The 25,731-nt window shown below is 70.2% G+C and carries 23 protein-coding genes; 18 read left to right on the forward strand and 5 right to left on the reverse strand.

What is annotated here, in order from left to right; genetic code table 11:
- The first annotated feature begins 7 nt into the window (after window positions 1-7).
- Window positions 8-457, forward strand: a complete 450-nt coding sequence (locus tag ACFYZ4_RS23205) for a hypothetical protein (RefSeq protein WP_390784722.1) — start codon at window positions 8-10, stop codon at window positions 455-457.
- Window positions 458-925: 468 nt separating this feature from the next.
- Here ACFYZ4_RS23205 and ACFYZ4_RS23210 read toward each other — a convergent pair whose 3' ends face one another.
- Window positions 926-1,732, reverse strand: coding sequence for a phosphatase (locus ACFYZ4_RS23210; protein ID WP_384343497.1), 807 nt, complete (start codon window positions 1,730-1,732; stop codon window positions 926-928).
- Window positions 1,733-1,788: 56 nt separating this feature from the next.
- On the reverse strand, window positions 1,789-2,367 hold the full coding sequence (locus tag ACFYZ4_RS23215; RefSeq protein WP_390784723.1) for a TetR/AcrR family transcriptional regulator: 579 nt from the start codon (window positions 2,365-2,367) through the stop codon (window positions 1,789-1,791).
- 99 nt (window positions 2,368-2,466) lie between these two features.
- Between ACFYZ4_RS23215 and ACFYZ4_RS23220 the strand changes: the two genes are divergently transcribed.
- From ACFYZ4_RS23220 to ACFYZ4_RS23280, 13 genes are all read left to right on the forward strand, one after another.
- Window positions 2,467-4,083, forward strand: a complete 1,617-nt coding sequence (locus ACFYZ4_RS23220; RefSeq protein WP_351296172.1) for a carboxyl transferase domain-containing protein — start codon at window positions 2,467-2,469, stop codon at window positions 4,081-4,083.
- Between the two features lie 16 nt (window positions 4,084-4,099).
- Window positions 4,100-6,217, forward strand: a complete 2,118-nt coding sequence (locus ACFYZ4_RS23225; RefSeq protein ID WP_390784724.1) for a biotin carboxylase N-terminal domain-containing protein — start codon at window positions 4,100-4,102, stop codon at window positions 6,215-6,217.
- 11 nt (window positions 6,218-6,228) lie between these two features.
- Window positions 6,229-7,149 carry a hydroxymethylglutaryl-CoA lyase gene (locus ACFYZ4_RS23230; protein ID WP_351588184.1) on the forward strand — a complete coding sequence of 307 codons (921 nt, stop codon included), beginning with the start codon at window positions 6,229-6,231 and terminating at the stop codon, window positions 7,147-7,149.
- A gap of 7 nt (window positions 7,150-7,156) precedes the next feature.
- Entirely contained in the window at window positions 7,157-8,317 is a 1,161-nt protein-coding gene (locus ACFYZ4_RS23235) for an acyl-CoA dehydrogenase family protein (RefSeq protein WP_351299269.1), read from the forward strand.
- 143 nt (window positions 8,318-8,460) lie between these two features.
- Window positions 8,461-9,498, forward strand: coding sequence for an ABC transporter substrate-binding protein (locus ACFYZ4_RS23240; RefSeq protein ID WP_390784725.1), 1,038 nt, complete (start codon window positions 8,461-8,463; stop codon window positions 9,496-9,498).
- Between the two features lie 72 nt (window positions 9,499-9,570).
- Window positions 9,571-10,476, forward strand: coding sequence for a siderophore-interacting protein (locus ACFYZ4_RS23245; RefSeq protein WP_390784726.1), 906 nt, complete (start codon window positions 9,571-9,573; stop codon window positions 10,474-10,476).
- Between the two features lie 148 nt (window positions 10,477-10,624).
- The gene (locus tag ACFYZ4_RS23250; protein ID WP_390784727.1) at window positions 10,625-12,115 is read left to right on the forward strand and encodes a pyridoxal phosphate-dependent decarboxylase family protein; all 1,491 of its coding nucleotides are present in this window, start codon (window positions 10,625-10,627) and stop codon (window positions 12,113-12,115) included.
- Window positions 12,099-13,400, forward strand: coding sequence for a lysine N(6)-hydroxylase/L-ornithine N(5)-oxygenase family protein (locus ACFYZ4_RS23255; protein ID WP_390784728.1), 1,302 nt, complete (start codon window positions 12,099-12,101; stop codon window positions 13,398-13,400). The genes ACFYZ4_RS23250 and ACFYZ4_RS23255 overlap by 17 nt, the downstream gene beginning before the upstream one ends.
- On the forward strand, window positions 13,397-13,984 hold the full coding sequence (locus ACFYZ4_RS23260; protein WP_351299254.1) for a GNAT family N-acetyltransferase: 588 nt from the start codon (window positions 13,397-13,399) through the stop codon (window positions 13,982-13,984). Before ACFYZ4_RS23255 ends, ACFYZ4_RS23260 begins: the two co-directional genes overlap by 4 nt.
- Window positions 13,981-15,762 (forward strand): IucA/IucC family siderophore biosynthesis protein, encoded by a 1,782-nt coding sequence (locus ACFYZ4_RS23265; protein ID WP_351299251.1) that lies wholly within the window; start codon window positions 13,981-13,983, stop codon window positions 15,760-15,762. The genes ACFYZ4_RS23260 and ACFYZ4_RS23265 overlap by 4 nt, the downstream gene beginning before the upstream one ends.
- A gap of 136 nt (window positions 15,763-15,898) precedes the next feature.
- Window positions 15,899-16,198, forward strand: a complete 300-nt coding sequence (locus tag ACFYZ4_RS23270; protein ID WP_351588160.1) for a hypothetical protein — start codon at window positions 15,899-15,901, stop codon at window positions 16,196-16,198.
- Window positions 16,199-16,207: 9 nt separating this feature from the next.
- A complete protein-coding gene (locus ACFYZ4_RS23275; RefSeq protein ID WP_390784729.1) occupies window positions 16,208-17,803 on the forward strand; it encodes an alpha/beta hydrolase in 1,596 nt (531 codons plus the stop codon).
- Between the two features lie 20 nt (window positions 17,804-17,823).
- Entirely contained in the window at window positions 17,824-18,339 is a 516-nt protein-coding gene (locus ACFYZ4_RS23280; protein ID WP_351299242.1) for a hypothetical protein, read from the forward strand.
- A gap of 295 nt (window positions 18,340-18,634) precedes the next feature.
- On the opposite strand, the gene ACFYZ4_RS23285 is transcribed toward ACFYZ4_RS23280, so the two are convergent.
- A complete protein-coding gene (locus ACFYZ4_RS23285) occupies window positions 18,635-20,233 on the reverse strand; it encodes a beta-N-acetylhexosaminidase (RefSeq protein ID WP_390784730.1) in 1,599 nt (532 codons plus the stop codon).
- 51 nt (window positions 20,234-20,284) lie between these two features.
- Between ACFYZ4_RS23285 and ACFYZ4_RS23290 the strand changes: the two genes are divergently transcribed.
- The 3 genes from ACFYZ4_RS23290 to glmS all read left to right on the forward strand — a co-directional run bounded on the left by ACFYZ4_RS23290 (window position 20,285) and on the right by glmS (window position 23,424).
- Complete coding sequence (locus tag ACFYZ4_RS23290; RefSeq protein ID WP_351299237.1) at window positions 20,285-21,169, forward strand: DUF4429 domain-containing protein; 885 nt, start codon at window positions 20,285-20,287, stop codon at window positions 21,167-21,169.
- Between the two features lie 96 nt (window positions 21,170-21,265).
- The gene (locus tag ACFYZ4_RS23295; protein ID WP_030008735.1) at window positions 21,266-21,541 is read left to right on the forward strand and encodes a hypothetical protein; all 276 of its coding nucleotides are present in this window, start codon (window positions 21,266-21,268) and stop codon (window positions 21,539-21,541) included.
- Window positions 21,542-21,606: 65 nt separating this feature from the next.
- Window positions 21,607-23,424: a glutamine--fructose-6-phosphate transaminase (isomerizing) gene (gene glmS, locus ACFYZ4_RS23300; RefSeq protein ID WP_351299234.1), complete on the forward strand. Its 1,818-nt coding sequence runs from the start codon at window positions 21,607-21,609 to the stop codon at window positions 23,422-23,424.
- A gap of 108 nt (window positions 23,425-23,532) precedes the next feature.
- On the opposite strand, the gene ACFYZ4_RS23305 is transcribed toward glmS, so the two are convergent.
- Together ACFYZ4_RS23305 and ACFYZ4_RS23310 are read right to left on the reverse strand one after the other, a co-directional pair.
- On the reverse strand, window positions 23,533-24,099 hold the full coding sequence (locus ACFYZ4_RS23305; RefSeq protein WP_351299231.1) for an acetate uptake transporter: 567 nt from the start codon (window positions 24,097-24,099) through the stop codon (window positions 23,533-23,535).
- A 98-nt stretch (window positions 24,100-24,197) separates the two neighbouring features.
- Complete coding sequence (locus ACFYZ4_RS23310) at window positions 24,198-24,731, reverse strand: universal stress protein (protein WP_030718175.1); 534 nt, start codon at window positions 24,729-24,731, stop codon at window positions 24,198-24,200.
- 457 nt (window positions 24,732-25,188) lie between these two features.
- On the opposite strand from ACFYZ4_RS23310, the gene ACFYZ4_RS23315 reads away from it, so the two are divergent.
- Window positions 25,189-25,509, forward strand: coding sequence for a hypothetical protein (locus ACFYZ4_RS23315; RefSeq protein ID WP_351299274.1), 321 nt, complete (start codon window positions 25,189-25,191; stop codon window positions 25,507-25,509).
- Window positions 25,510-25,731: the final 222 nt, after the last annotated feature.

A 25,731-nucleotide genomic window follows, 5' to 3' on the forward strand; every position in this document is an offset into this window, starting at 1 on the left:
GAGGTTCTTGACCGACGACGGTCGATTCGGATTTCTTGTTTCCCCGCTGAAGGGCCGCGGCATGTTCCGGTTCCAGCTCATCATCGACAGTCAATTGATCGGCGACACCGAACCATGCATTCTGGGCACAGCCATGGCCAGGCTGGGAAGCTTGACCCATCTGGAAGATGATCGACTTAACCTCTTCGCCTCGGACAGGGACATCATCCTCTCAGCGTTGCTGACCGAGGAAGAGCTCCATGACCGCACAACCTTGTCTATCGCGGAGTCGTTGGACGACTGGTTGATCCACGGATATACACACAAGGGGAACACAGTCGTGGTGGCGCGAGGCGACGAGGATGGATCATTGACAGGCCCTACATTGGTCGCCGTCGTAGCATCTGCCGAGTATGATTCCATCATTCAGGCAGCTCGCATCTATTGGTCAAGCGTCAACAGTTCCATCATTTCGTAATTCGCCGAATGCCACGAAAGGGATTCGCGCCAGGCTATCGAGGGCGGGAAGATTCTCACGCTGAGCGATCTAATGGCCCGATCCTTTCGACATTGGATCTCCATCCGAGCTGCACAAATCTCCTGACATAAACCTTAGGTCCTATCAGCCGCGGCTGATAGGACCTAAGGGGCGTCTGGACAGTAGCTGACGGTAATGCCGGGGAACGGTGACGCGCAGAACGGGGGCCGTCACGGGCGCTGCGTTGGCGGAGCAGTGCGGTGTCAGACATGGTGGAGTTGATCTGGCGCATGCGAGCTCAACGAGGGAGTGCATTGTGGCGGCCGCGGGACATATCTGGCAGGCTCTCCGGCCCGGCATTTCACCACGCGAGTAGCTCCGATCTCTCAACGGATCTCAGGAGGCCCGAGTAGCAAACCCGAAAGCCCCGGCCGGGAATCCCGGTCGGGGCTTTCGCGTGGCCGCCCCCTACGCGCCCTGCAGGCCCGCCGCGTTGAGGAGGTACGCGACCAGCGGGTCGTAGAAGCGGGGGTCGCGGACGTGGTCGTCCAGGGGGATCGCGACCTGGAGGGTGCCTTCGGCTTCGCCGAGGAAGAGGGCCGGGTCGTTGCAGTCGGCGTAGCCGACCGCGTCCAGGCCGCGCTGGGCCGCGCAGCCCGCCCAGCCGTGGTCGGCGACCACCAGGTCCGGCTGCGGGCGGTTCTCGGCGGTCAGGCCGTCCAGGATCGCGGCCATCGGCTCCGGGGAGTGGGTGTGCCAGAGCGTGGCGCCCCGCTCCAGGACCGCGACGTCGGCGAACTGCCACACCGAGCCCTCGTCGGCGACCAGGCCCGAGGGGATGACGACGATCTCGCAGCCCGCGGCGCGCAGGGCCGCGGCCGTGGCCCGGTGGACGTCCAGCAGCCCGCCCGGGTGGCCGGTGGCGAACAGCACGCTCTGCCGGTCCAGCGCCGCCTTGCGCAGCCGCGCCGCCAGCCGGTCCAGGCCGGCCACGGTCAGTTCCGGGTCGATGGTGTCCTGGCCGTACCGGAAGGCCGGGTCGTCCACGACACCGCACCGCTCCGCCATCACCGCGAGGACGTCCTGCTCGTCCGTCCACCGATCGCCCAGCTCAAGCCCGAGCCAGTAGTGCCGGTCGCCGTTGGCGAGCTTGCGGTAGTGGGAGAGGTTGTTCTCCCGCGGGGTCGCCACCTGCCCGGCGATCCGCGTACGGACCAGATGGTCGATGAGTTCGGCACGGCTCGGCGTCTCTATCGGCTTCGGCATACGGGCCATTCTGCCGCCGCCGGGGCGGAGGCGGCGCGTCCATTCCGGTCGGCGGACGCCCGGGGTCATGCCGACAGCGCCCCGAACGCCCCGTGCGCGAGGCGGCGGAGCAGCGATTCCGTCGCCTCCCGGCCCAGGGCCGCCAGGTGGGGGGTGGAGTTCAGCAGGCCGAAGACCGCGTGCACGGAGACGCGCACCTCGGCCTCGACGACCTCCGGGTGCAGTTCCCGTACGACCTCCACCCACAGCTCCACGTACTGGCGCTGCAGCTGCCGTACGAGTTTGCGGTCGGCCTCCCGCAGCCGGTCGAGCTCCCGGTCGTGCACGGTGATCAGCGCCCGGTCGTCGAGCGCGAAGTCGATGTGTCCGTCGATGAGGGAGGACAGGACCCGCTCCGGGGCGCCCGCCGCCTCCGCGACCCGGTGGCGGCCGCCGGTCAGCAGCCGCTCGCTGATGCCGACGAGCAGCTCGGCGAGCATGGCGTCCTTGCCCGCGAAGTGCCGGTAGAGGCCGGGGCCGCTGATGCCCACCGCGGCGCCTATCTCGTCGACGCCGACACCGTGGAATCCGCGCGCGGCAAAGAGGCGGGCGGCCTCACTGAGGATCTGCTCGCGACGGGTGGGGGCGGCCGCTCTGGTGCTCATGGGAAACCATTCTAGACAGGGCCGTTAGCGCTCGTTAACCTAGGCCGTACATGCGTTAACGCTTATTAACAGCGTGCACCGAGCAAGGGAGCTCGACCGATGCAGCAGGCACCAGTGCTGACGAGCGCCGCGGACCCGGCGTCCGAGGCCTGGCGGACCAACGAGGCCGCCCACCGCGAGCTGACCGAGGGCCTGCGCGCCCGGCTCGACGCGGCCCGGCTCGGCGGCGGCGAGAAGGCCCGCGCCCGCCACACCGCCCGCGGGAAGCTCCTCCCCCGCGACCGCGTGGACGCCCTCCTCGACCCCGGATCGCCCTTCCTGGAGCTGGCCCCGCTGGCCGCCGAGGGCATGTACGGGGGCGCCGCCCCCGCCGCCGGGGTCATCGCGGGCATCGGCCGGGTCAGCGGCCGCGAGTGCGTGATCGTCGCGAACGACGCCACCGTCAAGGGCGGCACGTACTACCCGATGACCGTCAAGAAGCACCTCCGCGCCCAGGAGGTGGCCCTGGAGAACCGTCTCCCCTGCCTCTACCTGGTCGACTCGGGCGGCGCCTTCCTCCCCATGCAGGACGAGGTCTTCCCCGACCGGGAGCACTTCGGCCGCATCTTCTACAACCAGGCGCGCATGTCGGGGGCCGGCATCCCGCAGATCGCCGCCGTCCTCGGCTCCTGCACGGCGGGCGGGGCGTACGTACCGGCCATGAGCGACGAGGCCGTCATCGTCCGCAACCAGGGCACGATCTTCCTCGGCGGCCCGCCGCTGGTGAAGGCCGCCACCGGTGAGGTGGTCACGGCCGAGGAGCTCGGCGGCGGCGAGGTCCACTCCCGGATCTCCGGCGTGACCGACCACCTCGCGGAGGACGACGCGCACGCGCTGCGGATCGTACGGAACATCGTGGCGACCCTCCCGGAGCGCGGGGCCCTGCCCTGGTCGGTCGAGGCTCCGGAGGAGCCCAAGGTGGACCCGTACGGGCTGTACGGCGCGGTCCCCGTCGACTCGCGCACCCCGTACGACGCCCGCGAGATCATCGCGCGGATCGTGGACGGGTCCCGCTTCCAGGAGTTCAAGTCCGAGTTCGGGCAGACCCTGGTCACCGGCTTCGCCCGGATCCACGGGCACCCGGTCGGGATCATCGCCAACAACGGCATCCTGTTCGCCGAATCCGCGCAGAAGGGCGCGCACTTCATCGAACTGTGCGACCAGCGCGGCATCCCGCTCCTCTTCCTCCAGAACATCTCGGGCTTCATGGTCGGCAAGGACTACGAGGCGGGCGGCATCGCCAAGCACGGCGCCAAGATGGTGACGGCCGTGGCCTGCACCCGGGTGCCGAAGCTGACGGTGGTCGTCGGCGGCTCCTACGGCGCGGGCAACTACTCGATGTGCGGGCGGGCGTACTCGCCGCGGTTCCTGTGGATGTGGCCCAACGCCAAGATCTCCGTGATGGGCGGCGAACAGGCGGCCTCGGTCCTGGCCACCGTCAAGCGCGACCAGATCGAGGGCGCGGGCCAGGAGTGGCCGGCCGAGGACGAGGAGGCCTTCAAGGCCCCGGTCCGCGCGCAGTACGAGGAGCAGGGCAACGCCTACTACGCCACGGCGCGGCTGTGGGACGACGGGGTCATCGACCCGATGGAGACCCGGCAGGTGCTGGGGCTGGCCCTGACGGCTTGCGCGAACGCTCCCCTGAGCGACTCCGCTTTCGGCATCTTCCGCATGTGACGTGAGGACCTCTTCGATGTTCAGCACTGTTCTGGTCGCGAACCGCGGCGAGATCGCGGTCCGGGTCATCCGCACGCTGCGGGAGCTCGGCATCCGCTCCGTGGCCGTCTTCAGCGACGCCGACGCGGACGCCCGGCACGTACGGGAGGCCGACACGGCCGTCCGGATCGGCCCGGCGGCGGCCGCCGAGAGCTACCTGTCCGTGGAGCGGCTCCTCGACGCCGCCCGGCGCACGGGCGCCGAGGCCGTCCACCCGGGCTACGGCTTCCTCGCCGAGAACGCGGCCTTCGCCCAGGCCTGCGCGGACGCCGGACTGGCCTTCATCGGGCCGCCGGCCTCCGCCATCTCCCTGATGGGCGACAAGATCCGCGCGAAGGAGACGGTGAAGGCGGCGGGCGTGCCCGTGGTTCCCGGCTCCTCCGGCAGCGGCCTGACCGACGCCGAACTGGTCGCCGCCTCCAAGGAGATCGGCATGCCGGTGCTTCTGAAGCCCTCGGCGGGCGGCGGCGGCAAGGGCATGCGGCTGGTCCGCGACGAGGCGGTGCTGGCCGAGGAGATCGCGGCGGCCCGCCGCGAGGCGAAGTCCTCGTTCGGCGACGACACCCTGCTGGTGGAGCGGTGGATCGACCGGCCGCGGCACATCGAGATCCAGGTGCTGGCCGACGCCCACGGGAACGTGGTGCACCTCGGCGAGCGCGAGTGCTCGCTGCAGCGCCGGCACCAGAAGGTGATCGAGGAGGCGCCGTCGGTCCTGCTCGACGAGAAGACCCGTGCGGCGATGGGCGCGGCGGCGGTCGACGCGGCCCGTTCCTGCGGGTACGTCGGCGCGGGCACGGTGGAGTTCATCGTCCCGGGCGTGGACCCTTCCTCCTACTACTTCATGGAGATGAACACCCGCCTCCAGGTCGAGCACCCGGTGACGGAGCTGGTGACCGGGCTGGACCTGGTGGAACAGCAGCTCCGGGTGGCGGCCGGCGCCCCGCTGGGCTTCGACCAGTCCGGGGTGACGCTGACCGGGCACGCGATCGAGGCCCGCGTCTGCGCGGAGGACCCGGCGCGCGGGTTCCTGCCGTCCGGCGGCACGGTCCTGGCCCTCTCGGAGCCGGACGGCGGGGCCGTGCGCACGGACTCCGGGCTGACGGCGGGCGTGCCGGTGGGGTCGACGTACGACCCGATGCTGTCGAAGGTCATCGCGTACGGGCCCGACCGCGCCAGTGCGCTGCGCTTGCTGCGGGGGGCGCTGGCGGACACCGTGATCCTGGGTGTCCAGACCAACGCGGGGTTCCTGCGTCGTCTGCTGGCCCACCCGGACGTGGTGTCGGGCGACCTGGACACGGGCCTGGTCGAGCGCGACCTCCCGTCCCTCCTGCCGGAGGGGGTCCCGGATGAGGTGTACGCCACGGCAGCCCTGCTGGCGCAGGGCCCCCGGGCTCTGCCCGGACCCGCTCCTCAAACGCCGGAGGGGCTGGGAGGTACGGACGGGCTGAAGGGGTGGGTCGACCCCTTCGACGCCGCCAACGGCTGGCGCCTCGGCGGCACGCCCGCCTGGACGGTCCACCACTTCCGGCTGCCCGGCCAGGATCCGGTGCAGGTTCGTACTCGCCCTCTGGGGACGGACTCCGAGCTGCTGATCTCGGACTCGGCCGGGCCGAATCCAGCCCCGCCGGCGTTTGAGGCGCGGGGGTCCGGGGGCAGCGCCCCCGGGACACCGGCCCGCGGCCGGATCCTCACCCGCACCCCCGACCTCGTCACCGTCGAACTCGACGGCGTCACGCACCGCTTCAGCCACGCCACCTCCCCGGAGGGGACCTGGCTCGGCCGCGACGGCGACAGCTGGCACGTCCAGGCGTACGACCCCGTCGCCGCGAACCTCAGCGGCGGTGGCAGGACCGGCGCCGACACACTGGCCGCCCCCATGCCCGGCACCGTCACCGTCGTCAAGGTGGCCGTCGGCGACAAGGTGACGGCCGGGCAGAGCCTGCTCGTCGTCGAGGCCATGAAGATGGAGCACGTCATCTCCGCCCCGCACGCCGGCACCGTCACCGAGCTCGACGTGACCCCCGGGACCACGGTCGCGATGGACCAGGTCCTGGCCGTCGTCACCCCCGACGAGGACGAGGAGGGGGCCGCGTGAACAGGCTGCCCATGACCGTCCCGGCTGCCGGCCTCCCGGCCCGGGTCCGGATCCACGAGGTCGGCGCCCGCGACGGGCTGCAGAACGAGAAGGGCGCCGTACCCACCGAGGTCAAGGCGGAGTTCATCCACCGCCTGGCCGCCGCCGGGCTCACCACCGTCGAGGCCACCAGCTTCGTGCACCCCAAGTGGGTTCCGCAGCTGGCCGACGCCGAGGCGCTGTTCCCGCAGCTCGCGGACCTCGACGGGGTGGCCCTGCCCGTCCTCGTCCCCAACGAGCGCGGCCTGGACCGCGCGCTCGCCCTCGGGGCCACCCGCATCGCCGTCTTCGGTTCGGCCACCGAGACCTTCGCCTCCCGCAACCTCAACCGGACCGTCGCCGAGTCCCTCGCCATGTTCGAGCCGGTGGTGGCCCGCGCGAAGCAGGAGAAGGCGCACGTCCGCGGCTACCTCTCGATGTGCTTCGGCGACCCCTGGGAGGGCCCCGTCCCGGTCCACCAGGTCGTACGGGTCGCGAAGTCCCTGCTCGACCTCGGCTGCGACGAGCTGAGCCTCGGCGACACCATCGGTGTCGCCACCCCCGGCCACGTCCGGGAGCTGCTCAGCGGCCTGAACGAGGCGGGCGTCGGCACCGACCGCATCGGCGTGCACTTCCACGACACCTACGGCCAGGCCCTGTCCAACACCCTCGCCGCGCTCCAGCACGGCGTGACCACCGTCGACGCCTCCGCAGGCGGCCTCGGCGGATGCCCGTACGCGAAGAGCGCCACCGGCAACCTCGCGACCGAGGACCTGGTGTGGATGCTCGACGGCCTCGGCATCGAGACCGGGGTCGACCTGGCCGCCCTCACCGCCACGAGCGTGTGGATGGCCGAACAGCTGGGGCGTCCCAGCCCCTCCCGTACCGTCCGCGCCCTCTCCCACAAGGAGTAGTCACACCATGTCCCTCGACCACCGGCTCACCCCTGAGCACGAGGAACTCCGCCGCACCGTCGAGGCGTTCGCGCACGACGTCGTCGCCCCGAAGATCGGCGACCTGTACGAGCGGCACGAGTTCCCCTACGAGATCGTCGCCGAGATGGGCCGCATGGGCCTGTTCGGCCTGCCCTTCCCGGAGGAGTACGGCGGCATGGGCGGGGACTACCTCGCCCTCGGCATCGCCCTGGAGGAGCTGGCCCGCGTCGACTCCTCGGTCGCCATCACCCTGGAGGCCGGCGTCTCCCTGGGCGCCATGCCCCTCTACCTCTTCGGCTCGGAGGAGCAGAAGCGGGAGTGGCTGCCGCGGATGTGCTCCGGAGAGATCCTCGGCGCCTTCGGTCTGACCGAGCCCGGCGCGGGCTCCGACGCCGGCGGCACCCGCACCACGGCCGTCAAGGACGGCGACGAGTGGGTCATCAACGGCTCGAAGTGCTTCATCACCAACTCCGGTACGGACATCACCGGTCTGGTCACCGTCACGGCCGTGACGGGCCGCAAGGCGGACGGCCGCCCGGAGATCTCCTCGATCATCGTCCCGTCCGGCACCCCGGGCTTCACGGTGGCCGCGCCCTACTCCAAGGTGGGCTGGAACTCCTCGGACACCCGTGAGCTGTCCTTCGACAATGTACGGGTGCCCCTGGCCAACCTGGTGGGCGCGGAGGGCCGCGGCTACGCCCAGTTCCTGCGGATCCTCGACGAGGGCCGGATCGCCATCTCGGCGCTCGCCACCGGGCTCGCGCAGGGCTGTGTGGACGAGTCGGTGAAGTACGCCAAGGAGCGGCACGCCTTCGGCAAGGCGATCGGCGACAACCAGGCCATCCAGTTCAAGCTGGCCGACATGGAGATGCGCGCCCACATGGCCCGCATCGGCTGGCGCGACGCGGCCTCCCGGCTGGTGGCCGGCGAGCCCTTCAAGAAGGAGGCGGCGATCGCGAAGCTGTACTCCTCGACGGTCGCCGTCGACAACGCCCGTGAGGCGACCCAGATCCACGGCGGCTACGGGTTCATGAACGAGTACCCGGTGGCCCGCATGTGGCGGGACTCCAAGATCCTGGAGATCGGCGAGGGCACGAGCGAGGTCCAGCGCATGCTGATCGCCCGTGAACTGGGCTTCACCGCCTAGCCGCAGGGCTCGTCCGGGTCCGGACGGAACGAGGGGGCCCGTAAAAACTTAGGGCCCCCTTATCGTTTTCGGCCAAGGTTAGGCTAACCTTCCTCACGAACGGCTCAGTGGCCGCCCGGATACGCACGAAAACGGACATCGACATGCCCAAGTCCCGTACCTCCTCCTTCACCCGCCGCGGTTTCATCGCGGCAGGCGGCGCCCTCGGCCTCGTCGCGGCACTCGCCGCATGCGGTGGCACCGACTCGGCGAAGGGCGACGGCGGCAAGGACAACGGCGCTGCGGCCTCCGGCCCCTGGACCTTCAAGGACGACCTCGGCAAGGAGGTCAGCACCAAGGCGAAGCCGAAGAACATCGTCGCGTTCACCGGCACCGCCGCCGCGCTGTACGACTACGGCATCCCGGTCAAGGGCGTCTTCGGCCCGACCAAGACCGCCGACGGCAAGCCCGACGTCCAGGCCGGCTCGATGGACATCTCCAAGGTCGAGATCCTCGGCAACGTCTACGACGAGTTCAACGTCGAGAAGTACGCGGCCCTCCAGCCCGAGCTGCTCGTCACCAACACCTGGGACGGCACGTACTGGTACGTCCCGGAGGCCTCCAAGGACAAGATCCTGAAGCTGGCCCCGGCCGCCGCGATCTCCGTGGGCGGCGACGCCACCCTCGACAAGGCGCTGGAGCGCACCGCGGACCTCGCCAAGTCCCTGGGCGCCGACATGAACGCCAAGACCACCGTCGACGCGAAGGCCCGCTTCGAGGCCGCCGCCGCGAAGGTGCGCGAGGCCACCAAGGCCAACCCGGGCGTCAAGGTGCTCGTGGGCTCCGGCTCCGCCGACCTGTTCTACGTCTCCACCCCGGACACCTCCGCCGACCTGAAGTACTTCAAGCAGCTCGGCGTCGAGTTCGTCACCCCGGAGAAGCTGGACGAGGGCGGCTTCTTCGAGAGCCTCAGCTGGGAGAACGCCGGCAAGTACAAGGCCGACGTCGTCCTGCTCGACAACCGCACCGGCACCCTGCAGCCGGAGGAGCTGAAGGCGAAGGCCACCTGGGCCGAGCTCCCGGCGGTCAAGGCCGGCCAGATCACCCCGCGCGTCACCGAGCCGATCTACTCGTACGCCAAGTGCGCCCAGATCCTCGAGGACCTCGCGAAGTCCATCCAGAGCGCCAAGAAGGTCAGCTGACCCTGTCGACCCGCGGCGCCCGGTGACCCCGGGCGCCCGTAGGCCGTTCCGACTTCCAGGGGGATCCTCCGCATGACCGTCACCGCGTCCGACGACACCGCTCCGGCCATCGCCCACTTCAGGTTCTTCGAGCTCGAAGTGGTCCGCACGCGCCGCCTCGGCCACTCGTTCCTGCGGGTCACGTTCGGCGGGGAGTCCCTCGCGGGCTTCCGCTCGGGCGGCTTCGACCAGAGCCTGTCGCTCTTCCTGCCCCCGTCCGGCCGGGAGCACACCGTGCTCCCGTCCACGGACGAGGACACCTGGTTCGCCGCCTGGCGCGGGATGCCGGACGAGGAGCGGCCGGTGATGCGCTCCTACACGGTGCGCGAGCAGCGCCGTACGCCCGAGGGGGCGGTCGAGGTCGACATCGACTTCGTCCTGCACGGCGATGCCTCGCCGGCCTCCCGCTGGGCCGGGCGCGCGGTCGCCGGCCGCCGGATCCTGGCCATCGGCCCGGCCGTCGCGGAGAACAAGTCCGTACGCTTCCAGCCGCCGGCCGCCACCGACGCGATCTGGATGTACGCGGACGAGACCGCACTGCCGGCCGCGGCCGCGATCCTGGACCGGCTGGCCGCCGGGACCCGGGTCCGCGCCTGGTTCGAGGTCCCGCACGAGGACGACCGGATCGCGCCGGACACGCTCGCCGACGCGGACATCACCTGGATCGTGCGCGAGGGCCACGGCCGGGAGCGGACCGAGCAGGTGCTGAGCGTGCTGCGCTCGGCCGAACCGCTCGCCGCCGAAGTCCCGTACGTCTGGCTGGCGGGCGAGGCCGGCACCATTCGCTCGGTGCGCCGGCACTTCGTGCAGGAACGATCCGTCGACCGCCGCGCGGTGCGTTTCACCGGCTACTGGCGGCTCGGCGCGAGCGAGGAGCAGCTCCTCGCCGAGGCGTACGCCGGCAAGGCGCCGAGCGAGGACCCGGCGTCCGAGCTGTAGTCGACTGCCGCACCCCGTAAGGCCGTTGGAGATGGGCCCTGGCTTTTCAGCCAGGGCCCATCTCCATTTGGCTTATTAGTTTAGGTTAGGCTAACCTAAACATCACACACCCCACCCTCCCCTTCTCCCCCTGCCCGGAGGAAAGTTGATGCGCTCGCATCTGCTGAATGAGACGACCGCGGACCTCTACCGGCGTTCCGTCACCGAGGGCGTCGACCGCGTCGCCGCCAAACTCGCGACCACGGAACGGCCCCACACCGGTATATCCGTCGACGAACTCGCCCCGGTCATCAACGGGATCGACCTGGACAAGCCGCTCGCGGACTCGGCGGCCGTCCTGGACGAGCTGGAAGACGTCTACCTGCGCGACGCGGTGTACTTCCACCACCCGCGCTACCTCGGGCACCTCAACTGCCCCGTCGTGATCCCCGCGGTGCTCGGCGAGGCGGTCCTCTCGGCCGTCAACTCCTCCCTCGACACCTGGGACCAGTCCATCGGCGGCACGCTGATCGAGCGCCGCCTCATCGACTGGACCGCCCAGCGCATCGGCCTCGGCCCCGCCGCGGACGGCATCTTCACCTCCGGTGGCAGCCAGTCCAACTTCCACGCGCTGCTCCTCGCGCGTGACGAGGCCTGCCGCATCGTCATGAAGCGGGCCCTGGAGGAGGGCACCGAGCTCACCAAGGCCGAACTCCTCCCCAAGCTGCGCATCTTCACCTCCGAGGCCAGCCACTTCAGCGTGCAGAAGTCGGCCGCCATGCTGGGTCTCGGCTACGAGGCCGTCATCTCGGTTCCCGTCGACCGCAACCGCCGGATGGACACCGCGGTGCTCGCCCTGGAACTGGAGGAGTGCGCCGCCGAAGGCCTCTTCCCGATGGCCGTCGTCGCCACCGCCGGCACCACCGACTTCGGGTCCATCGACCCGCTCCCCGAGATCGCCCGCCTGACCGCCGAGCACTCCGCGTGGATGCACGTGGACGCCGCCTACGGCTGCGGACTGCTGGTCTCCCCCACCCGCCGGCACCTCCTCGACGGCATCGAGCACGCCGACTCGGTCACTGTCGACTACCACAAGTCGTTCTTCCAGCCGGTCAGCTCCAGCGCGATGCTGGTCCGCGACCGCGACACCCTCAAGCACGCCACGTACCACGCGGACTACCTCAACCCGCGCCGCATGGCCGAGGAGCACATCCCCAACCAGGTCGACAAGTCCATCCAGACCACGCGCCGGTTCGACGCGCTCAAGCTCTGGATGACCCTGCGCGTCATGGGCGCCGACGGCCTCGGCTCGCTCTTCGACGAGGTCATCGACCTGGCCGCGGCCGGCTGGGACATCATCGACGCCGACCCGCGCTTCGAGGTGGTCGTCAAGCCGCAGATCTCCACCCTCGTCTTCCGCTTCCTGCCCGGCCGGGAGGTCCCCGCCGACCTCCTCGACGAGGCCCAGCTCCACGCCCGCAAGGCGCTCTTCGCCTCCGGCGAGGCCGTCGTCGCCGGGACGAAGGTGGACGGGAAGCAGTACCTGAAGTTCACCCTCCTCAACCCGCAGACCACGACGGCCGACATCGCTGCCGTCCTCGACCTCCTCGCCGCACACGCCGAGCAGTTCCTGGGAGAATCCCTTGCCGTCCACCACTGAGACCCACGACTTCATCGGTATCGGCCTCGGTCCCTTCAACCTGGGACTCGCCTGCCTCACCGCGCCGATCGACGAGCTGAACGGCCTGTTCATCGAGTCGAAGCCGCACTTCGAGTGGCACGCGGGGATGTTCCTGGACGGCGCGCACCTGCAGACGCCGTTCATGTCGGACCTGGTCACCCTCGCCGACCCGACCTCGCCCTTCTCCTTCCTGAACTACCTGAAGGACCAGGACCGGCTGTACTCGTTCTACATCCGGGAGAACTTCTACCCGCTGCGCGCCGAGTACAACGACTACTGCCGCTGGGCCGCCGACCGGCTCGACAACGTCCGGTGGTCCACCTCCGTCACCGAGGTCACCTACGACGAGCAGGCCGGCCTGTACGAGGTCCACACGGACAAGGGCGAGACCCACCGGGCCCGCCGCCTGGTCCTGGGCACCGGCACCCCGCCGCACGTCCCCCAGTCCTGCGAGGGCCTCGCCGGCGACTTCCTGCACAACTCCGTCTACATGCAGAACAAGGCGGAGCTGCAGAAGAAGAAGTCCATCACGCTGATCGGCTCCGGCCAGAGCGCGGCCGAGATCTACTACGACCTGCTCGCCGAGATCGACACGTACGGCTACCAGCTCAACTGGGTGACCCGCTCCGCGCGGTTCTTCCCGCTGGAGTACACGAAGCTGACGCTGGAGATGACCTCCCCCGAGTACGTGGACTACTTCCACGCCCTCCCCGAGGACACCCGCTACCGGCTGGAGACCCAGCAGAAGAACCTCTTCAAGGGCATCGACGGCGACCTGATCAACGCCATCTTCGACCTGCTCTACCAGAAGAAGATCACCATGCCGGGGCAGGTGCCGACCACCCTGCTGACCAACACCTCCCTGAACAGCACGGCGTACGACACCACCACGGGCACCTACACCCTGGGGCTGCGCCAGGAGGAGCAGGAGCGCGACTTCACCCTCGCCACCGAGGGCCTGGTCCTGGCCACCGGCTACAAGTACCAGGTGCCCGAGTTCCTCGCCCCGGTGCGCGAGCGGCTGAACTTCGACGGCCACGGCCGCCTCGACGCCGGCCGCAACTACAGCGTCGACACCACCGGCCGCGGGGTGTACCTGCAGAACGGCACCACCCACAACCACTCCCTGACCTCGCCCGACCTGGGCATGGCCGCGTACCGCAACGCCTACATCGTGGGCGAACTCCTCGGCCGCGAGTACTACAAGGTCGAGAAGTCCATCGCGTTCCAGCAGTTCGCAGCCCCGGAAGGCATGCACGCATGAGCACCACCGACACCCTCTTCAGCCGGACGGACGCGGTCCTCGGGACCTTCGCCATCCGCCCGCTGGACCCCTTCGCCGACGCGGAGCTGCTGCACGGGTGGGTCACGCACCCGAAGGCCTCGTTCTGGATGATGCAGGACGCCTCGCTGCCGGACGTCGAGCGCGAGTACATGCGGATCGCCGCGCACGAGCACCACCACGCCTTCATCGGCCTCCACGAGGGCCGCCCGGCCTTCCTGATGGAGAGCTACGACCCGAGCGAGCTGGAACTGGTCGGCCTGTACGACGCCCAGCCCGGCGACGTCGGCATGCACTTCCTCGTCGCGCCCAGCGACCAGCCCCTCAGCGGCTTCACCCGCGCCGTGATCACCACGGTGATGGCCGCCCTCTTCGCCGATGTGGAGACGGAGCGCGTCGTCGTCGAGCCCGACGTCCGCAACACGGCGGTGCACGCCCTCAACGCGGTGGTCGGTTTCGTCCCCGAGCGCGAGGTGCAGAAGCCGGAGAAGGAAGCCCTCCTCAGCTTCTGCACCCGCGCCCAGTTCGAGGCCGCCACCGGCATCACCCAGGAAGTGTCGATATGAGCCTGGCCGACGCCGTCTCCCACCTCTCCCCGGAACTGTGGGCCCGCGCGAACCGCGCACTGGTCCGCAAGGCCCTCGCGGAGTTCTCCCACGAACGCCTGCTGACGCCGAAGCCGCTGGGCGACTCCTGGTACTCGGTCCTGAGCGACGACTCCACGGTGGAGTACCGGTTCAAGGCCGTCCTGCACGCCCTCGACCACTGGTCGGTGGACGAGTCCTCGGTCACCCGCCTGCAGGACGGCGCGGAGCTCCCGCTGGACGCGATCGACTTCCACATCGAGCTGCGCGAGGCGCTGGGCCTGAGCCCGGAGGTCCTGCCCGTCTACCTGGAGGAGATCTCCTCCACCCTGGCCGGCACGGGCTTCAAGTACACGAAGCCGCAGATCTCCTCCGACGTCCTCGCGAAGTCCTCCTTCCAGGACATCGAGACGGGCATGACCGAGGGCCACCCCTGCTTCGTGGCGAACAACGGCCGCCTCGGCTTCGGCGTGCACGAGTACCTCTCGTACGCCCCGGAGACCGCGAGCCCGGTCCACCTGGTGTGGGTGGCGGCCCGCAAGGACGTCTCCACCTTCACGGCGGGCTCGGGCCTGGACCACGACTCCTTCGTCCGCGCCGAGCTGGGCGAGGAGACGGTCGCGCGGTTCGCGGCGCAGCTGGCGGCCCTGGACCTGGACCCGGCCGACTACCACCTGCTGCCGGTCCACCCCTGGCAGTGGTGGAACAAGACCACGGTCACCTTCGCCGCCGAGATCGCCAACCGCCGCCTCGTGCTGCTGGGCGAGGGCTCGGACGCGTACCTGGCGCAGCAGTCGATCCGTACGTTCTTCAACCGGAGCGCGCCGGAGAAGCACTACGTCAAGACGGCCATCTCGGTCCTCAACATGGGCTTCATGCGCGGTCTCTCGGCCGCCTACATGGAGGCCACGCCGGCCATCAACGACTGGCTGCACCAGCTGATCGAGGGCGACGAGGTCCTGCAGTCGGTGGACTTCTCGATCATCCGCGAGCGCGCGGCGATCGGCTACCACCACCGCCAGTACGAGCGCGCCACCGACCGCTACTCGCCGTACCGCAAGATGCTGGCCGCGCTGTGGCGCGAGTCCCCGGTCAGCTCCCTCAAGGGCGACGAGCGGCTGGCCACCATGGCCTCGCTCCTGCACGTCGACGCCGAGGGCAGGTCCTTCGTCGGCGCCCTGATCGAGGAGTCGGGCCTGACCCCCGCGGAGTGGCTGCGCCACTACCTGCGCGCCTACCTGGTCCCGCTGCTGCACTGCTTCTACCAGTACGACCTCGCGTACATGCCGCACGGCGAGAACACGATCCTCGTCATCGAGGGCGGCGTGGTGAAGCGGGCGATCTTCAAGGACATCGCCGAAGAGATCGTGATCATGGACCCGGACGCGGTCCTGCCGCCGGCGGTCGAGCGGATCAAGGCCGACGTCCCGGAGGACATGAAGCTGCTGTCCGTCTTCACGGACGTGTTCGACTGCTTCTTCCGCTTCCTGGGTCCGATCCTGGCGACGGAGGGCATCTGCGACGAGGACACCTTCTGGCAGGCGGTGGCCGACTGCGGTCACGCGTACCAGGAGTCGATGCCGCAGCTCGCGGAGCGCTTCGCGCGGTACGACCTGTTCGCGGAGGAGTTCCAGCTGTCCTGCCTGAACCGCCTCCAGCTGCGGAACAACAAGCAGATGGTGGACCTCTCCGACCCGTCCGCCGCCCTGCAGCTGATCGGCACCCTCAAGAACCCCGTCGCGGCCTTCGCCCGGCGGTGACCGGGGGGTGGGTGCGCCGCCGAATACGGTCCCTCGGCGGTGCACCCGCCCTTCCCCCAGTCTCGAACGGACTAGCGATCCAGTTCGCATGCGCATACGATCTCCGCGATCACGGGTAGCGGGGGAAAGGCGTTCCATGGGGTGGGACCAGAACGTGTCGCAGGGCGACCTGCGCGCGTCGGCCGGGGCGGTGGACACCCTGGTGACAGATCTTCAGCCGGTACTCGCGAAGGCGGTGGCCGACCTGACGGACGCGGGTACCTCCTTCGCCCCGTGGACCGCCGGAGCGCGGATGACCGGTGCGAGCAAGGGCTGGGGTGACGCCCTGCAAACCCTCAAGCAGACCTTCGCGGACCACGCGGAGGGCCTGCGGGGCTTGGCGAACGGGACCGACATCATGGAACAGGAAGTCCTGTCCAAGTTCCGGGGCTGGTGAGCGACCGCCATGCCCGAACTCTTCGCACAGCTCTTCCGCCAGGACTTCGCCGACATAGACGCCGCGACCGCGTCCTGGAAGAAGCTCGCCAAGGCGCTCGACGACACCCAGCGCGGCAGCGGCAAGCGCGTGACCGGCCCGCTGCACAAGGCCGGCTGGGCGGGTGTCAGCGCCACGTACGGCTTCGCCGCCATGGAGGCGACCGAGACCAAGCTGGGCACGGCCGAGGTCAACGCCCGCCTGATCGCCACCATCCTCGACACTCTCGCCACGAAGATGCGGGGCGCCCAGACCAAGCTGCGCAACGCCGTCTCGGACGCAGAGGCGGCCGGACACAAGGTCCGTGACGACGACGGCTGGGTCGAACCCAAGCAGGCCGTCGACCCGAAGTACCACAACGATCCGGACTACGCGGGCCTGCAGCGGGAGGCGAATGCCGGCCTGGGCGGCTTCCGGGCGCGCATCGATGCGGCGGTGGAGGAGGCCAGGACGGCCAGCCAGACGGCCGCGGACACCCTGTACCAGCTGGACCCCTTCGACCTCGACAAGCGCTACGGCGGCGCGCATGCCCAGGAGGACGCGGCGCGCGTCGCCGCGTTCGCCGGCATCGACCCGAAGGCCATTCCGGACGGCAAGAACCCCCAGCAGTCCAAGGACTGGTGGGCGGGCCTGGACGAGGAGAAGCGCCAGTTCTACCTCGCCGCCTACCCGGAGCGGATCGGCACCCTGGACGGCCTGCCCACGCCCGTCCGTGACGACGCCAACCGCACGGCCCTGGACCTGCGCCTGAACGACTACGCGCTGCGGGAGAACAGCCTCGGCTACCACGACCGGTACAACTACCGGAACCTGACCACGCTCAAGGACCGCCTGGAGAAGACGGACAGCGGCCCGGACCACAAACAGATGTTCCTGCTCGGCTACGGTACCGAGAAGGACGGCCGTGCCGTCGTCGCCCTGGGCAACCCGGACACGGCCCGGCACACCGCGGTCCTGGTGCCGGGCACGGACAACCAGCTCGACAACTACGGCGGGCAGCTGGACCGGATCGACAAACTGCAGAACGCCGCGGGGAACTCGAGCGAGGGCGGCGGGAAGGACGTCTCCGTGATCAGCTGGATGGACTACGACGCCCCGGAAATTGACGGAAGCGTCCTCACCGAGGGCCGGGCGCAGGCGGGCGCGGAAGACCTGCGGGACTTCACGCACGGTCTGCGGACCTCACACGAAGGTGAGCGCGGACACTTGACCGTGGTCGGCCACAGTTACGGGTCCACCATGACGGGAGCCGCCGACGCCGGCGGCTCCGGGCTGGACGCGGACGACGTAGTGGTCGTGGGCAGCCCCGGCCTCACCGTGGACCGAGCCGATCAGCTGCACGTGAATCCCCGGCACCTCTGGGTGGGAGCCTCCCCGGACGACTTCGTCTCCAACCATACGTCCGGACACTCGCTCGAGGCGGACCCGAAAGACCCTGCTTTCGGCGCCCAGAGGATGTACGTGGACACCTCCGGACACAGCGGCTACTGGGACGACGGCAGCCAGAGCCTCGACAACCAGGGCCGCATCATCGCCGGATTGTCGCCCCGAGGCCCGCGAACCTGATCCGAAGGAGACAGCACCCCATGTCCACGCCGCGTAGGGCCTCTCTCGTCCTCGCCCTCACCCTGCTACTCGGAGGCTGCATGTCCGACAGCGGCGCCAACGACGCCCTTCCCCGCATGAGCAGGGAGAAGGCGGAGACCTGGGCCCAGCACTGGGTCGGATCCATGACCCGGACGACCAAGTCGGAGATCATCCCGGGAACACCCAAGGCCAACTTCACCAACTGCACCGGCAAGAACGGCGAGACGGCCGACGACGGCCGGTTCACCCTGATGTACAACGCACGGGCCAAGCTGCCCCGCGCTCAGTACGCCGAAGCCATGAGAGCGCTGAGAGACGAGCTCAAGGCCCAGGGGTTCGAGATCGTCGGCTACGACGAAGGTCCCGGGCAGGAGCGCGGCGCGTACGGGGTACAGGCCAAGCACCCGCAGGACAAGCAGTACATCTCCGTGGGCGACGTCGCCGAAGACACGCTGACCCTGTCGATCGACACGCCCTGCCTCCTCCCGCCGGACGCCGAACAGCAGCAGTTCTGACGGGGGCAGACGGTCGACCTCACCGATCCGTCGGCGGCCCTCCAGCCGACCGGCACCCTCGGGGGTCGGGCAGGCGGTCGATACGGTCCCTCCTCCGCAAGCGGGTCGCCCTGATCCGCCGCCGTGATCAATTCATACGGATTCCGTACGGAGAACCTGCGCCTTACCTCCAGGGCGCACCCGGCGGACCGCCGCGGGCGTCGCCTGTACCCCCGTACCAGGCGACGCCCGCGGCATCCAAGTGTGGGCCGCCACAGGGTCGGTTGTGGAGGCGATTTCTAGAAATGTTTTCTAGTTACCTCACCCAGGGAACCTCCGGCGACCGGTAGAAGCCGATGCCCTGGGCGTCGAGGCGGGGCTGCTGGGCTGCCAGACGGCGGCTGTACGAGGTCCAGTCCAGCGAGCCCGCCGGGGACCAGCCGAGCTCCGCCAGGCCCAGGACCCGCGGGAACGCCATCAGCTCCCAGTCCGCGCGCGTCGCGACGTTCTCCGTCCACAGCGGGGCCTCCACCCCCAGGACGGCGGACTCCGGGACCCCGGCCAGGTAGGCCCCCGGGTTCCAGGAGTACGACCGCCGCACCGGCACGTACCCGGCCCACGCCAGCCCCGGCTTCGTCGCCGCCTCGTACTTCATGTCCAGATACAGCCGGTCCGCCGGCGACAGCACCACCGGGTGGCCCGCCTTCGCCGCCGCCACCACGGCCGCCCGGTCCGCGGCCGAGGTCTTGTCGTGGCCCCAGTACTGGAGCACCGCCCCCTGCGCCGGCCGCGCCGTCGCCAGCTGGTGCCAGGCCATCACCGTCTTCCCGTACCGGCCCACCACCGCCTGCGCCCGGTCCATGAAGGCCGCGTAGTCCGCCGCCGGCGTCACGTGCGCCTCGTCGCCGCCGATGTGCAGGTAGCGGCCGGGGGTCAGCTCCGCCAGCTCGCCGAGCACCTCGTCGATGAACTCGTACGTCCGCTCCTTGGCCACGCACAGGGAGCTGAAGCCCACCTTCGTCCCGGTGTAGCGGGCCGGGGCCTTCCCGTCGCAGTTCAGCTCCGCGTACGAGGCGAGCGCCGCGTTCACGTGCCCCGGCATGTCGATCTCCGGGACCACGTCCACGTACCGCGCCCCCGCGTAGGCCACCAGCTCCCGGTACTCGTCCTTCGTCCAGTGCCCGCCGGGCCCGCCGCCGACCTCGCTGCCGCCCCCGTACTCCGCCAGCCGCGGCCAGGAGTCCACCGCGAGCCGCCAGCCCTGGTCGTCGGTCAGGTGCAGGTGCAGCGTGTTCACCTTGTACTGGGCGAGCTGGTCCACGTACCGCTTGACCTGCTCCACCGAGAAGAAGTGGCGCGCGATGTCGACCATCGCCCCCCGGTAGGCGAAGCGCGGCCGGTCGGTGACCGTCCCGCCCGGCACCGTCCCGGGCCCGGCCACCGGCACCAGCTGGCGCAGCGTCTGCCCTGCGCGGAAGAGGCCGGCCGGGGTCCGCGCGGTGAGGGTGACCCCCTCGGGGCCGGACTCCAGCCGGTACCCCTCGTCGCCCAGCCCCTCGGCCTCCTCGTCGATCCTGAGCCGGATCCCGTCCCCCTGCGCCCCGTCGACCACCGGCAGCGGCAGCCCGCTCGGGCCGCGCAGCTGCTCCGCGAGGAGCTCGCCCACCCGGCGGACCTCCTCGCCCGCGCCCCGGCCGGTACGGATGACCGTGCCCGCCCCGAAGGAGTACCCCGGCCCCTCCGCGCGCGCGGAGACCGGCGCGGGCAGCAGCCGCTCGAAGGGGGCGAGGGCCGCGGGCGGATCGTCGCCGGGTCTGGCGTCGTCCCCGTGGGCGGCGGTGCAGGAGACGGAACCGCCCACGAGGCCGAGGGCCAGCAGGGCGCCGAGCGTGCGTCGCAGTCGCAGGACTCTCATGGCCCAGGTATAGGCCAACTGGCCCGTCCATGACGGTGGGAGAATCGCCGGATGGCGGAAATCATCCAGAAGGACGGCACTTGGAGCTTCGACGGGGACGCGGTGCGCATCGTGCCGGGCCGCGACAAGGGGGTGGCGCTGTTGCGGCAGACCCTCGGCGAGGTGGTCGTACCGCTGCGCGCGCTCGCGGGGATCTCGTACGAGCCGAGCCGCAAGGCGGGCCGGCTGCGGCTGCGGCTGCGTGACGGCGCGGACCCCCTGCTCCAGGTGACGGGCGGACGCCTGCCGGAGGCCTCCGACCCGTACCGGCTGACCGTGGAGTCGGACCGCAGCGGGGTCGCGGAGTACTTCGTGGACGAGGTGCGCAACGCCCTGCTGCTGGACCAGGTGGACACCGGCCCGGTGGACACCTACCTGCTGCCGGGGCCGGCCGTGCCGATCGCGGTGGGCGCGGGCGACGGGACGGCGGCCTTCGACGGCGACCGGGTGGCCCTGGACTGGAACTGGACGACGGAGGAGGCCAAGCGCTCCGCCGGGCCGCGGGAATTCCGGATCGCCGACCTGCGCACGGTGGAGTGGTCCCCGTCGAAGGGCCTGGAGAACGGCTGGCTGCGGTTCACCCTGACGGGCGCCCCGCCGGCCCCGGCCCCCAAGTACGACCCGCACACCGTGGAGCTCTTCGGCTTCAAGAAGGACCCGCTGATGGCTCTGGTCGCAGCGGCCGTGGCCGTACGGATGCCCCACCCGGCGGCGCCGCAGGAGGGCCCGGCCGACGCGGTCGCCGAGCCCGCGGAGCTCTCCTCTGCGGCCGCCCCCGCCGAGGACCACGACGCCCTGCTGCGGCGGCTGCGCGAGCTGGGCGATCTGCACCAGGCCGGGGTCCTGACGGCCGAGGAGTTCGCGGCGGCGAAACAGGCAGTTCTGCGGCGTTTCTAACCGGAGTCACCTGTTCACTGGTCCAGACCAGGGGGATCCTGCCCGAATTCGGGCAGGATCTTTGCGTTCGGCGCCGTTAGCCGCCAATATCTACGAGTGCTCGATCGCCGCCCGTCGCATGACGACCTCGTCGACCACCTGGTGCGCAGCACCGCGCTGCAGCGCGGCGAAGCCGCCCGGGTGGTACTCGACGTGCTCGCCTACTTCGACGAGACGACCGAGGAGTTCGTCCGCCGCCGCCACCGGGAACTGCAGTCCGGCGGAGCGGTCAACGCGGAGATCTTCGAGCGGATCGCGGCCGAGCTGCCGCACCGCGCCGTGGCGCCTCCGGAGCTCTCGCTCCGGCAGCTGCGCCGCATCGTCTACGGCTGAGCCGGCGGCCGCGGGCGCGGCTGCGGGCGGGTACACGAACCGAACTTCAGGAGGGGCAAAACCGTATGTGCGGAATCGTCGGTTACATCGGCAAGCGTGACGTGGCACCGCTGCTGCTCGAAGGTCTGCAGCGGCTGGAGTACCGCGGATACGACTCCGCGGGCATCGTCGTGAACAGCCCGAAGGCGTCCACCCTGAAGGTGGTCAAGGCCAAGGGCCGCGTCCGCGAGCTGGAGTCCCGCGTCCCCAAGCGCTTCGCCGGCACCACCGGCATCGCCCACACCCGCTGGGCCACGCACGGCGCCCCGAGCGACATCAACTCGCACCCGCACCTGGACGCCGAGAACAAGGTCGCCGTCGTCCACAACGGCATCGTCGACAACGCCTCCGAGCTGCGCGCCAAGCTCGAGGCCGAGGGCGTCGTCTTCGTGTCGGAGACCGACACCGAGGTGATCGTCCACCTGATCGCCCGCTCCGAGGCCGAGTCCCTGGAGGACAAGGTCCGCGAGGCCGTCAAGGCGATCGAGGGCACCTACGGCATCGCCGTCATGCACGCCGACTTCGCCGACCGCATCGTCGTCGCCCGCAACGGCTCCCCCGTCGTCCTGGGCATCGGCGAGAAGGAGATGTTCGTCGCCTCGGACGTCGCCGCCCTGGTCGCGCACACCCGCCAGGTCGTCACCCTCGACGACGGCGAGATGGCCACCCTGAAGGCCGACGACTTCCGGACCTACACCACCGGCGGTGCCACCACCACCGCCACGCCGGAGACCGTGGAGTGGGAGGCCGCCTCCTACGACATGGGCGGCCACGACACGTACATGCACAAGGAGATCTCCGAGCAGCCCGACGCGGTCGACCGCGTGCTGCGCGGCCGGATCGACGACCGCTTCAACACCGTGCACCTGGGCGGCCTGAACCTGGACCCGCGCGAGGCGCGCGGCATCCGCCGGGTCAAGATCCTCGGCTGCGGCACCTCGTACCACGCGGGCCTCATCGGTGCCGGCCTCATCGAGGGCATGGCCCGCATCCCCGCGGACGCCGAGCCGGCCTCCGAGTTCCGCTACCGCAACCCGGTCGTGGACCCCGACACCCTCTACATCGCCGTCTCCCAGTCGGGTGAGACGTACGACGTCCTCGCTGCCGTGCAGGAGCTCAAGCGCAAGGGCGCCCGCGTCCTCGGCGTGGTCAACGTGGTCGGCTCCGCCATCGCCCGCGAGGCCGACGGCGGCGTGTACGTGCACGCCGGCCCCGAGGTCTGCGTCGTCTCCACCAAGTGCTTCACCAACACGGTCGTGGCCTTCGCGCTGCTCGCCGTGCACCTGGGCCGCATCCGGGACCTCTCGGTCACCGACGGCAAGCGGATCATCGAGGGCCTGCGCAAGCTGCCCGCGCAGATCCAGGAGATCCTCGACGGCGAAGAGGACATCAAGAAGCTCGCGGCCGAGTTCGCCGAGGCCAAGTCGATGATGTTCATCGGCCGGGTGCGCGGCTACCCGGTGGCCCTGGAGGCCTCCCTCAAGCTGAAGGAGATCTCCTACATCCACGCCGAGGCCTACCCGGCCTCCGAGCTCAAGCACGGCCCCCTCGCCCTGATCGAGCCCTCGCTGCCGACCGTCGCGATCGTCCCGGACGACGACCTGCTGGAGAAGAACCGCGCGGCGCTGGAGGAGATCAAGGCCCGCAGCGGCCGGATCCTGGCCGTCGCCCACCGCGAGCAGGAGAAGGCGGACCACACCATCGTGGTCCCGAAGAACGAGGACGAGCTGGACCCGATCCTGATGGGCATCCCGCTCCAGCTGCTGGCGTACCACACGGCCCTGGCCATGGGCCGGGACATCGACAAGCCGCGCAACCTGGCGAAGTCGGTCACCGTCGAATAGCCGACGGCCCCCCGTCACACGAGTCGACCCCCGTGCGCGCTGCGCACGGGGGTCGATCCCTTTGGATCCCTGCGGATCCGCGCCGATCCCTGCGGATCCCGGTGGTGCTCAGCTCGCGGCGACCGCGCCGCTGCGGGACTTGCCGACGGCCATCGGCCAGTGCGCCAGGGCCGCGGTGGCCCCGTACCAGGCCAGCAGACCGGACACGGCGGCGACCCAGCCGCCCGCCTTGGCGAGCCCGCCGCTGTCCATGAAGGAACCTATCGCCAGCAGGACGAGCGACAGGGTCAGCAGGCCGTAGACGCCCTGGCCGAACAGACCGCTCGCGGCGGCGACCGTGAGGGTCAGCGCGAGCATGGCGAACAGGACAAGAAACGTTCCGGCTGCTTCGTCGGAGACCGAAGCCCCCGCGCCCTTGGCCCACGTGAACCAGAAGATGCCGAGGCCCGCGAACGCGGTGCCGTTGAACCCGTTGCCGCCGCGGTACTCCAGGAGCCCGAGGAGGAAGAGGGCCGCGCCGCCGACGTACATCGCGAGCGACACGGAGTTGGCAGCGGACACGCCGTCGATGACACCGGTGTGGCCGATACCGAATGCGAGAAGGGTGAGACCCAGGGCGATGTTCCCGAGGGTCGAAGTCGAGGCCGTGCTTCCCGCAGAGACACCATTGTCCACGGCGGGCTCCCTTCGATCTGCAGTTGTTTGCTGCGTCCCAGCAGCATTTATCTACCCTTTACACGAGGGCACAACCGCACAATCGGCTTAACAGAGGGTCACGGAATGACAACAACGGGTCGCTGCGCGCGCTTGGCGAGACGGCCGGCCACCGACCCGAAGATCCGGCCCACGATCCCGTGCGTGGAGCCGACCACGATGGCGTCGGCCGAATACTCCCGGCCGACCTCCTCCAGCTCATGGCAGATGTCACCACCGCGCTCGACCAGGATCCACGGCACTTCGGCCAGGTAGTCCGCGCAGGCGAGTTCCAGCCCGAGCACCTCGGTGCGATGGTCCGGCACGTCCACGAAGACGGGCGGCTCGCACCCCGCCCACACGGTGGTGGGCAGCCGGTTGGCGACATGGACGATGATCAGACCCGATCCGGAGCGCCGCGCCATGCCGATCGCGTACGCGAGGGCACGCTCACTGGACGTGGATCCGTCGAATCCCACAACGACTCCGTGCCGGAAGGCCGGATCGCAGGGCATGCGTGTCTGTTCCACCGCGCGCAGATCGGCGGCCGACGCGGGGTCGGCGAGGCGTTTGCGCTTGCGGTCCGCGGGTTCGGAGAATTCGTGACCGGCCATGGGTGTCTCGGCGAAGAGGTCCTTGGAGGAAGGAACAGGGGCGAAATCGGCGACGCAGTGTGACGGAGCTCTGTCCGGGAAGCATCTTCCCAAGCCCATACCCACCAGGGTACGGCGACACTCCTGTCCTGCACAGGGCTTGCCGCCCTTGGAGAGCGTCCCAGGGAGCATGCCGGAGCGAGCGCTCGTTGGCAATGACCACTGTCCCCTACAGCCAGTGACGAGACGGGGCGTCGCCACCCGTGCGCGCAGTGACCGAGCCGCGCCGCGCGGCGTTGGACACGAGTCCGACCGTCCAGGAAGAGCCCGCAGGGAGCACGCCGTGCCCGGTCATCCGGTTCACCCCGTCCAGCCAGCTCAGCCGACGCAGTCCGTCCGGTCCCTCCAGCCCGCCGACCCGGGCCCGCACTTCACCCCGTCGCCGCGCCCGGGACGCCACTCGTCCCTTCACCCGTCCGTGCAGTCCGCCGGACGCGCCCATGACGACCCCGCGGGTGACGTGGTGCGCTGGGCCGCCTTCAGCTGCCTGCTCGTCCCCGTGGTCCTCGTCGTCTACGGAACCTCCTTCGGCGGGGCGGCCGTCGCGACCCTCGGCCTGCTGGCCGTGACGGCCGCGTGCCGGGTGCTGTTGCGCCACTCGGAGAAGGCGGAGCGGGCCGCGGCCCGGGTCCTGGCGGAGGAGCGGCCCCAGCCGTCCCGGCGCCGCCGGCACTCGCGCGGCGGGGCCGGTAACCGCCGCGGCTGCCACGGCTCCGGCGCCGGGTCCCCGCAGGACTGACTCATTCGCACACCCACACCCGCATGTTTTCAGCCAACTTCCCGGCAAGGTGGCCTCCTTGCCGGAATGTCCCGCCAACCCCCTCACCACCAGCGACTACAGCGCCCGGGGCCCGTAGAGGCCGTACGGGTACTGGCCACAGCCAGGGGGCGGACTTCCCATTCGGGTAGCGGAGCGGAACGCTTACTGATCGAATGCTTTTCGCCAAGTTGAGAAGTCGAC

Source organism: Streptomyces sp. NPDC001513 (assembly GCF_042894695.1).
In the GTDB taxonomy this organism is placed as follows: Bacteria; Actinomycetota; Actinomycetes; order Streptomycetales; family Streptomycetaceae; genus Streptomyces.

What these genes read in the sequence shown, in the direction of transcription:
- ACFYZ4_RS23210 (WP_384343497.1), bottom strand. Translation starts at nt 1,732, where the DNA reads ATGGCCCGTATGCCGAAGCCGATAGAGACGCCGAGCCGTGCCGAACTC.
- ACFYZ4_RS23215 (WP_390784723.1), bottom strand. Translation starts at nt 2,367, where the DNA reads ATGAGCACCAGAGCGGCCGCCCCCACCCGTCGCGAGCAGATCCTCAGT.
- ACFYZ4_RS23220 (WP_351296172.1), top strand. Translation starts at nt 2,467, where the DNA reads ATGCAGCAGGCACCAGTGCTGACGAGCGCCGCGGACCCGGCGTCCGAG.
- ACFYZ4_RS23225 (WP_390784724.1), top strand. Translation starts at nt 4,100, where the DNA reads ATGTTCAGCACTGTTCTGGTCGCGAACCGCGGCGAGATCGCGGTCCGG.
- ACFYZ4_RS23230 (WP_351588184.1), top strand. Translation starts at nt 6,229, where the DNA reads ATGACCGTCCCGGCTGCCGGCCTCCCGGCCCGGGTCCGGATCCACGAG.
- ACFYZ4_RS23235 (WP_351299269.1), top strand. Translation starts at nt 7,157, where the DNA reads ATGTCCCTCGACCACCGGCTCACCCCTGAGCACGAGGAACTCCGCCGC.
- ACFYZ4_RS23240 (WP_390784725.1), top strand. Translation starts at nt 8,461, where the DNA reads ATGCCCAAGTCCCGTACCTCCTCCTTCACCCGCCGCGGTTTCATCGCG.
- ACFYZ4_RS23245 (WP_390784726.1), top strand. Translation starts at nt 9,571, where the DNA reads ATGACCGTCACCGCGTCCGACGACACCGCTCCGGCCATCGCCCACTTC.
- ACFYZ4_RS23250 (WP_390784727.1), top strand. Translation starts at nt 10,625, where the DNA reads ATGCGCTCGCATCTGCTGAATGAGACGACCGCGGACCTCTACCGGCGT.
- ACFYZ4_RS23260 (WP_351299254.1), top strand. Translation starts at nt 13,397, where the DNA reads ATGAGCACCACCGACACCCTCTTCAGCCGGACGGACGCGGTCCTCGGG.
- ACFYZ4_RS23265 (WP_351299251.1), top strand. Translation starts at nt 13,981, where the DNA reads ATGAGCCTGGCCGACGCCGTCTCCCACCTCTCCCCGGAACTGTGGGCC.
- ACFYZ4_RS23270 (WP_351588160.1), top strand. Translation starts at nt 15,899, where the DNA reads ATGGGGTGGGACCAGAACGTGTCGCAGGGCGACCTGCGCGCGTCGGCC.
- ACFYZ4_RS23275 (WP_390784729.1), top strand. Translation starts at nt 16,208, where the DNA reads ATGCCCGAACTCTTCGCACAGCTCTTCCGCCAGGACTTCGCCGACATA.
- ACFYZ4_RS23280 (WP_351299242.1), top strand. Translation starts at nt 17,824, where the DNA reads ATGTCCACGCCGCGTAGGGCCTCTCTCGTCCTCGCCCTCACCCTGCTA.
- ACFYZ4_RS23285 (WP_390784730.1), bottom strand. Translation starts at nt 20,233, where the DNA reads ATGAGAGTCCTGCGACTGCGACGCACGCTCGGCGCCCTGCTGGCCCTC.
- ACFYZ4_RS23290 (WP_351299237.1), top strand. Translation starts at nt 20,285, where the DNA reads ATGGCGGAAATCATCCAGAAGGACGGCACTTGGAGCTTCGACGGGGAC.
- glmS (WP_351299234.1), top strand. Translation starts at nt 21,607, where the DNA reads ATGTGCGGAATCGTCGGTTACATCGGCAAGCGTGACGTGGCACCGCTG.
- ACFYZ4_RS23310 (WP_030718175.1), bottom strand. Translation starts at nt 24,731, where the DNA reads ATGGCCGGTCACGAATTCTCCGAACCCGCGGACCGCAAGCGCAAACGC.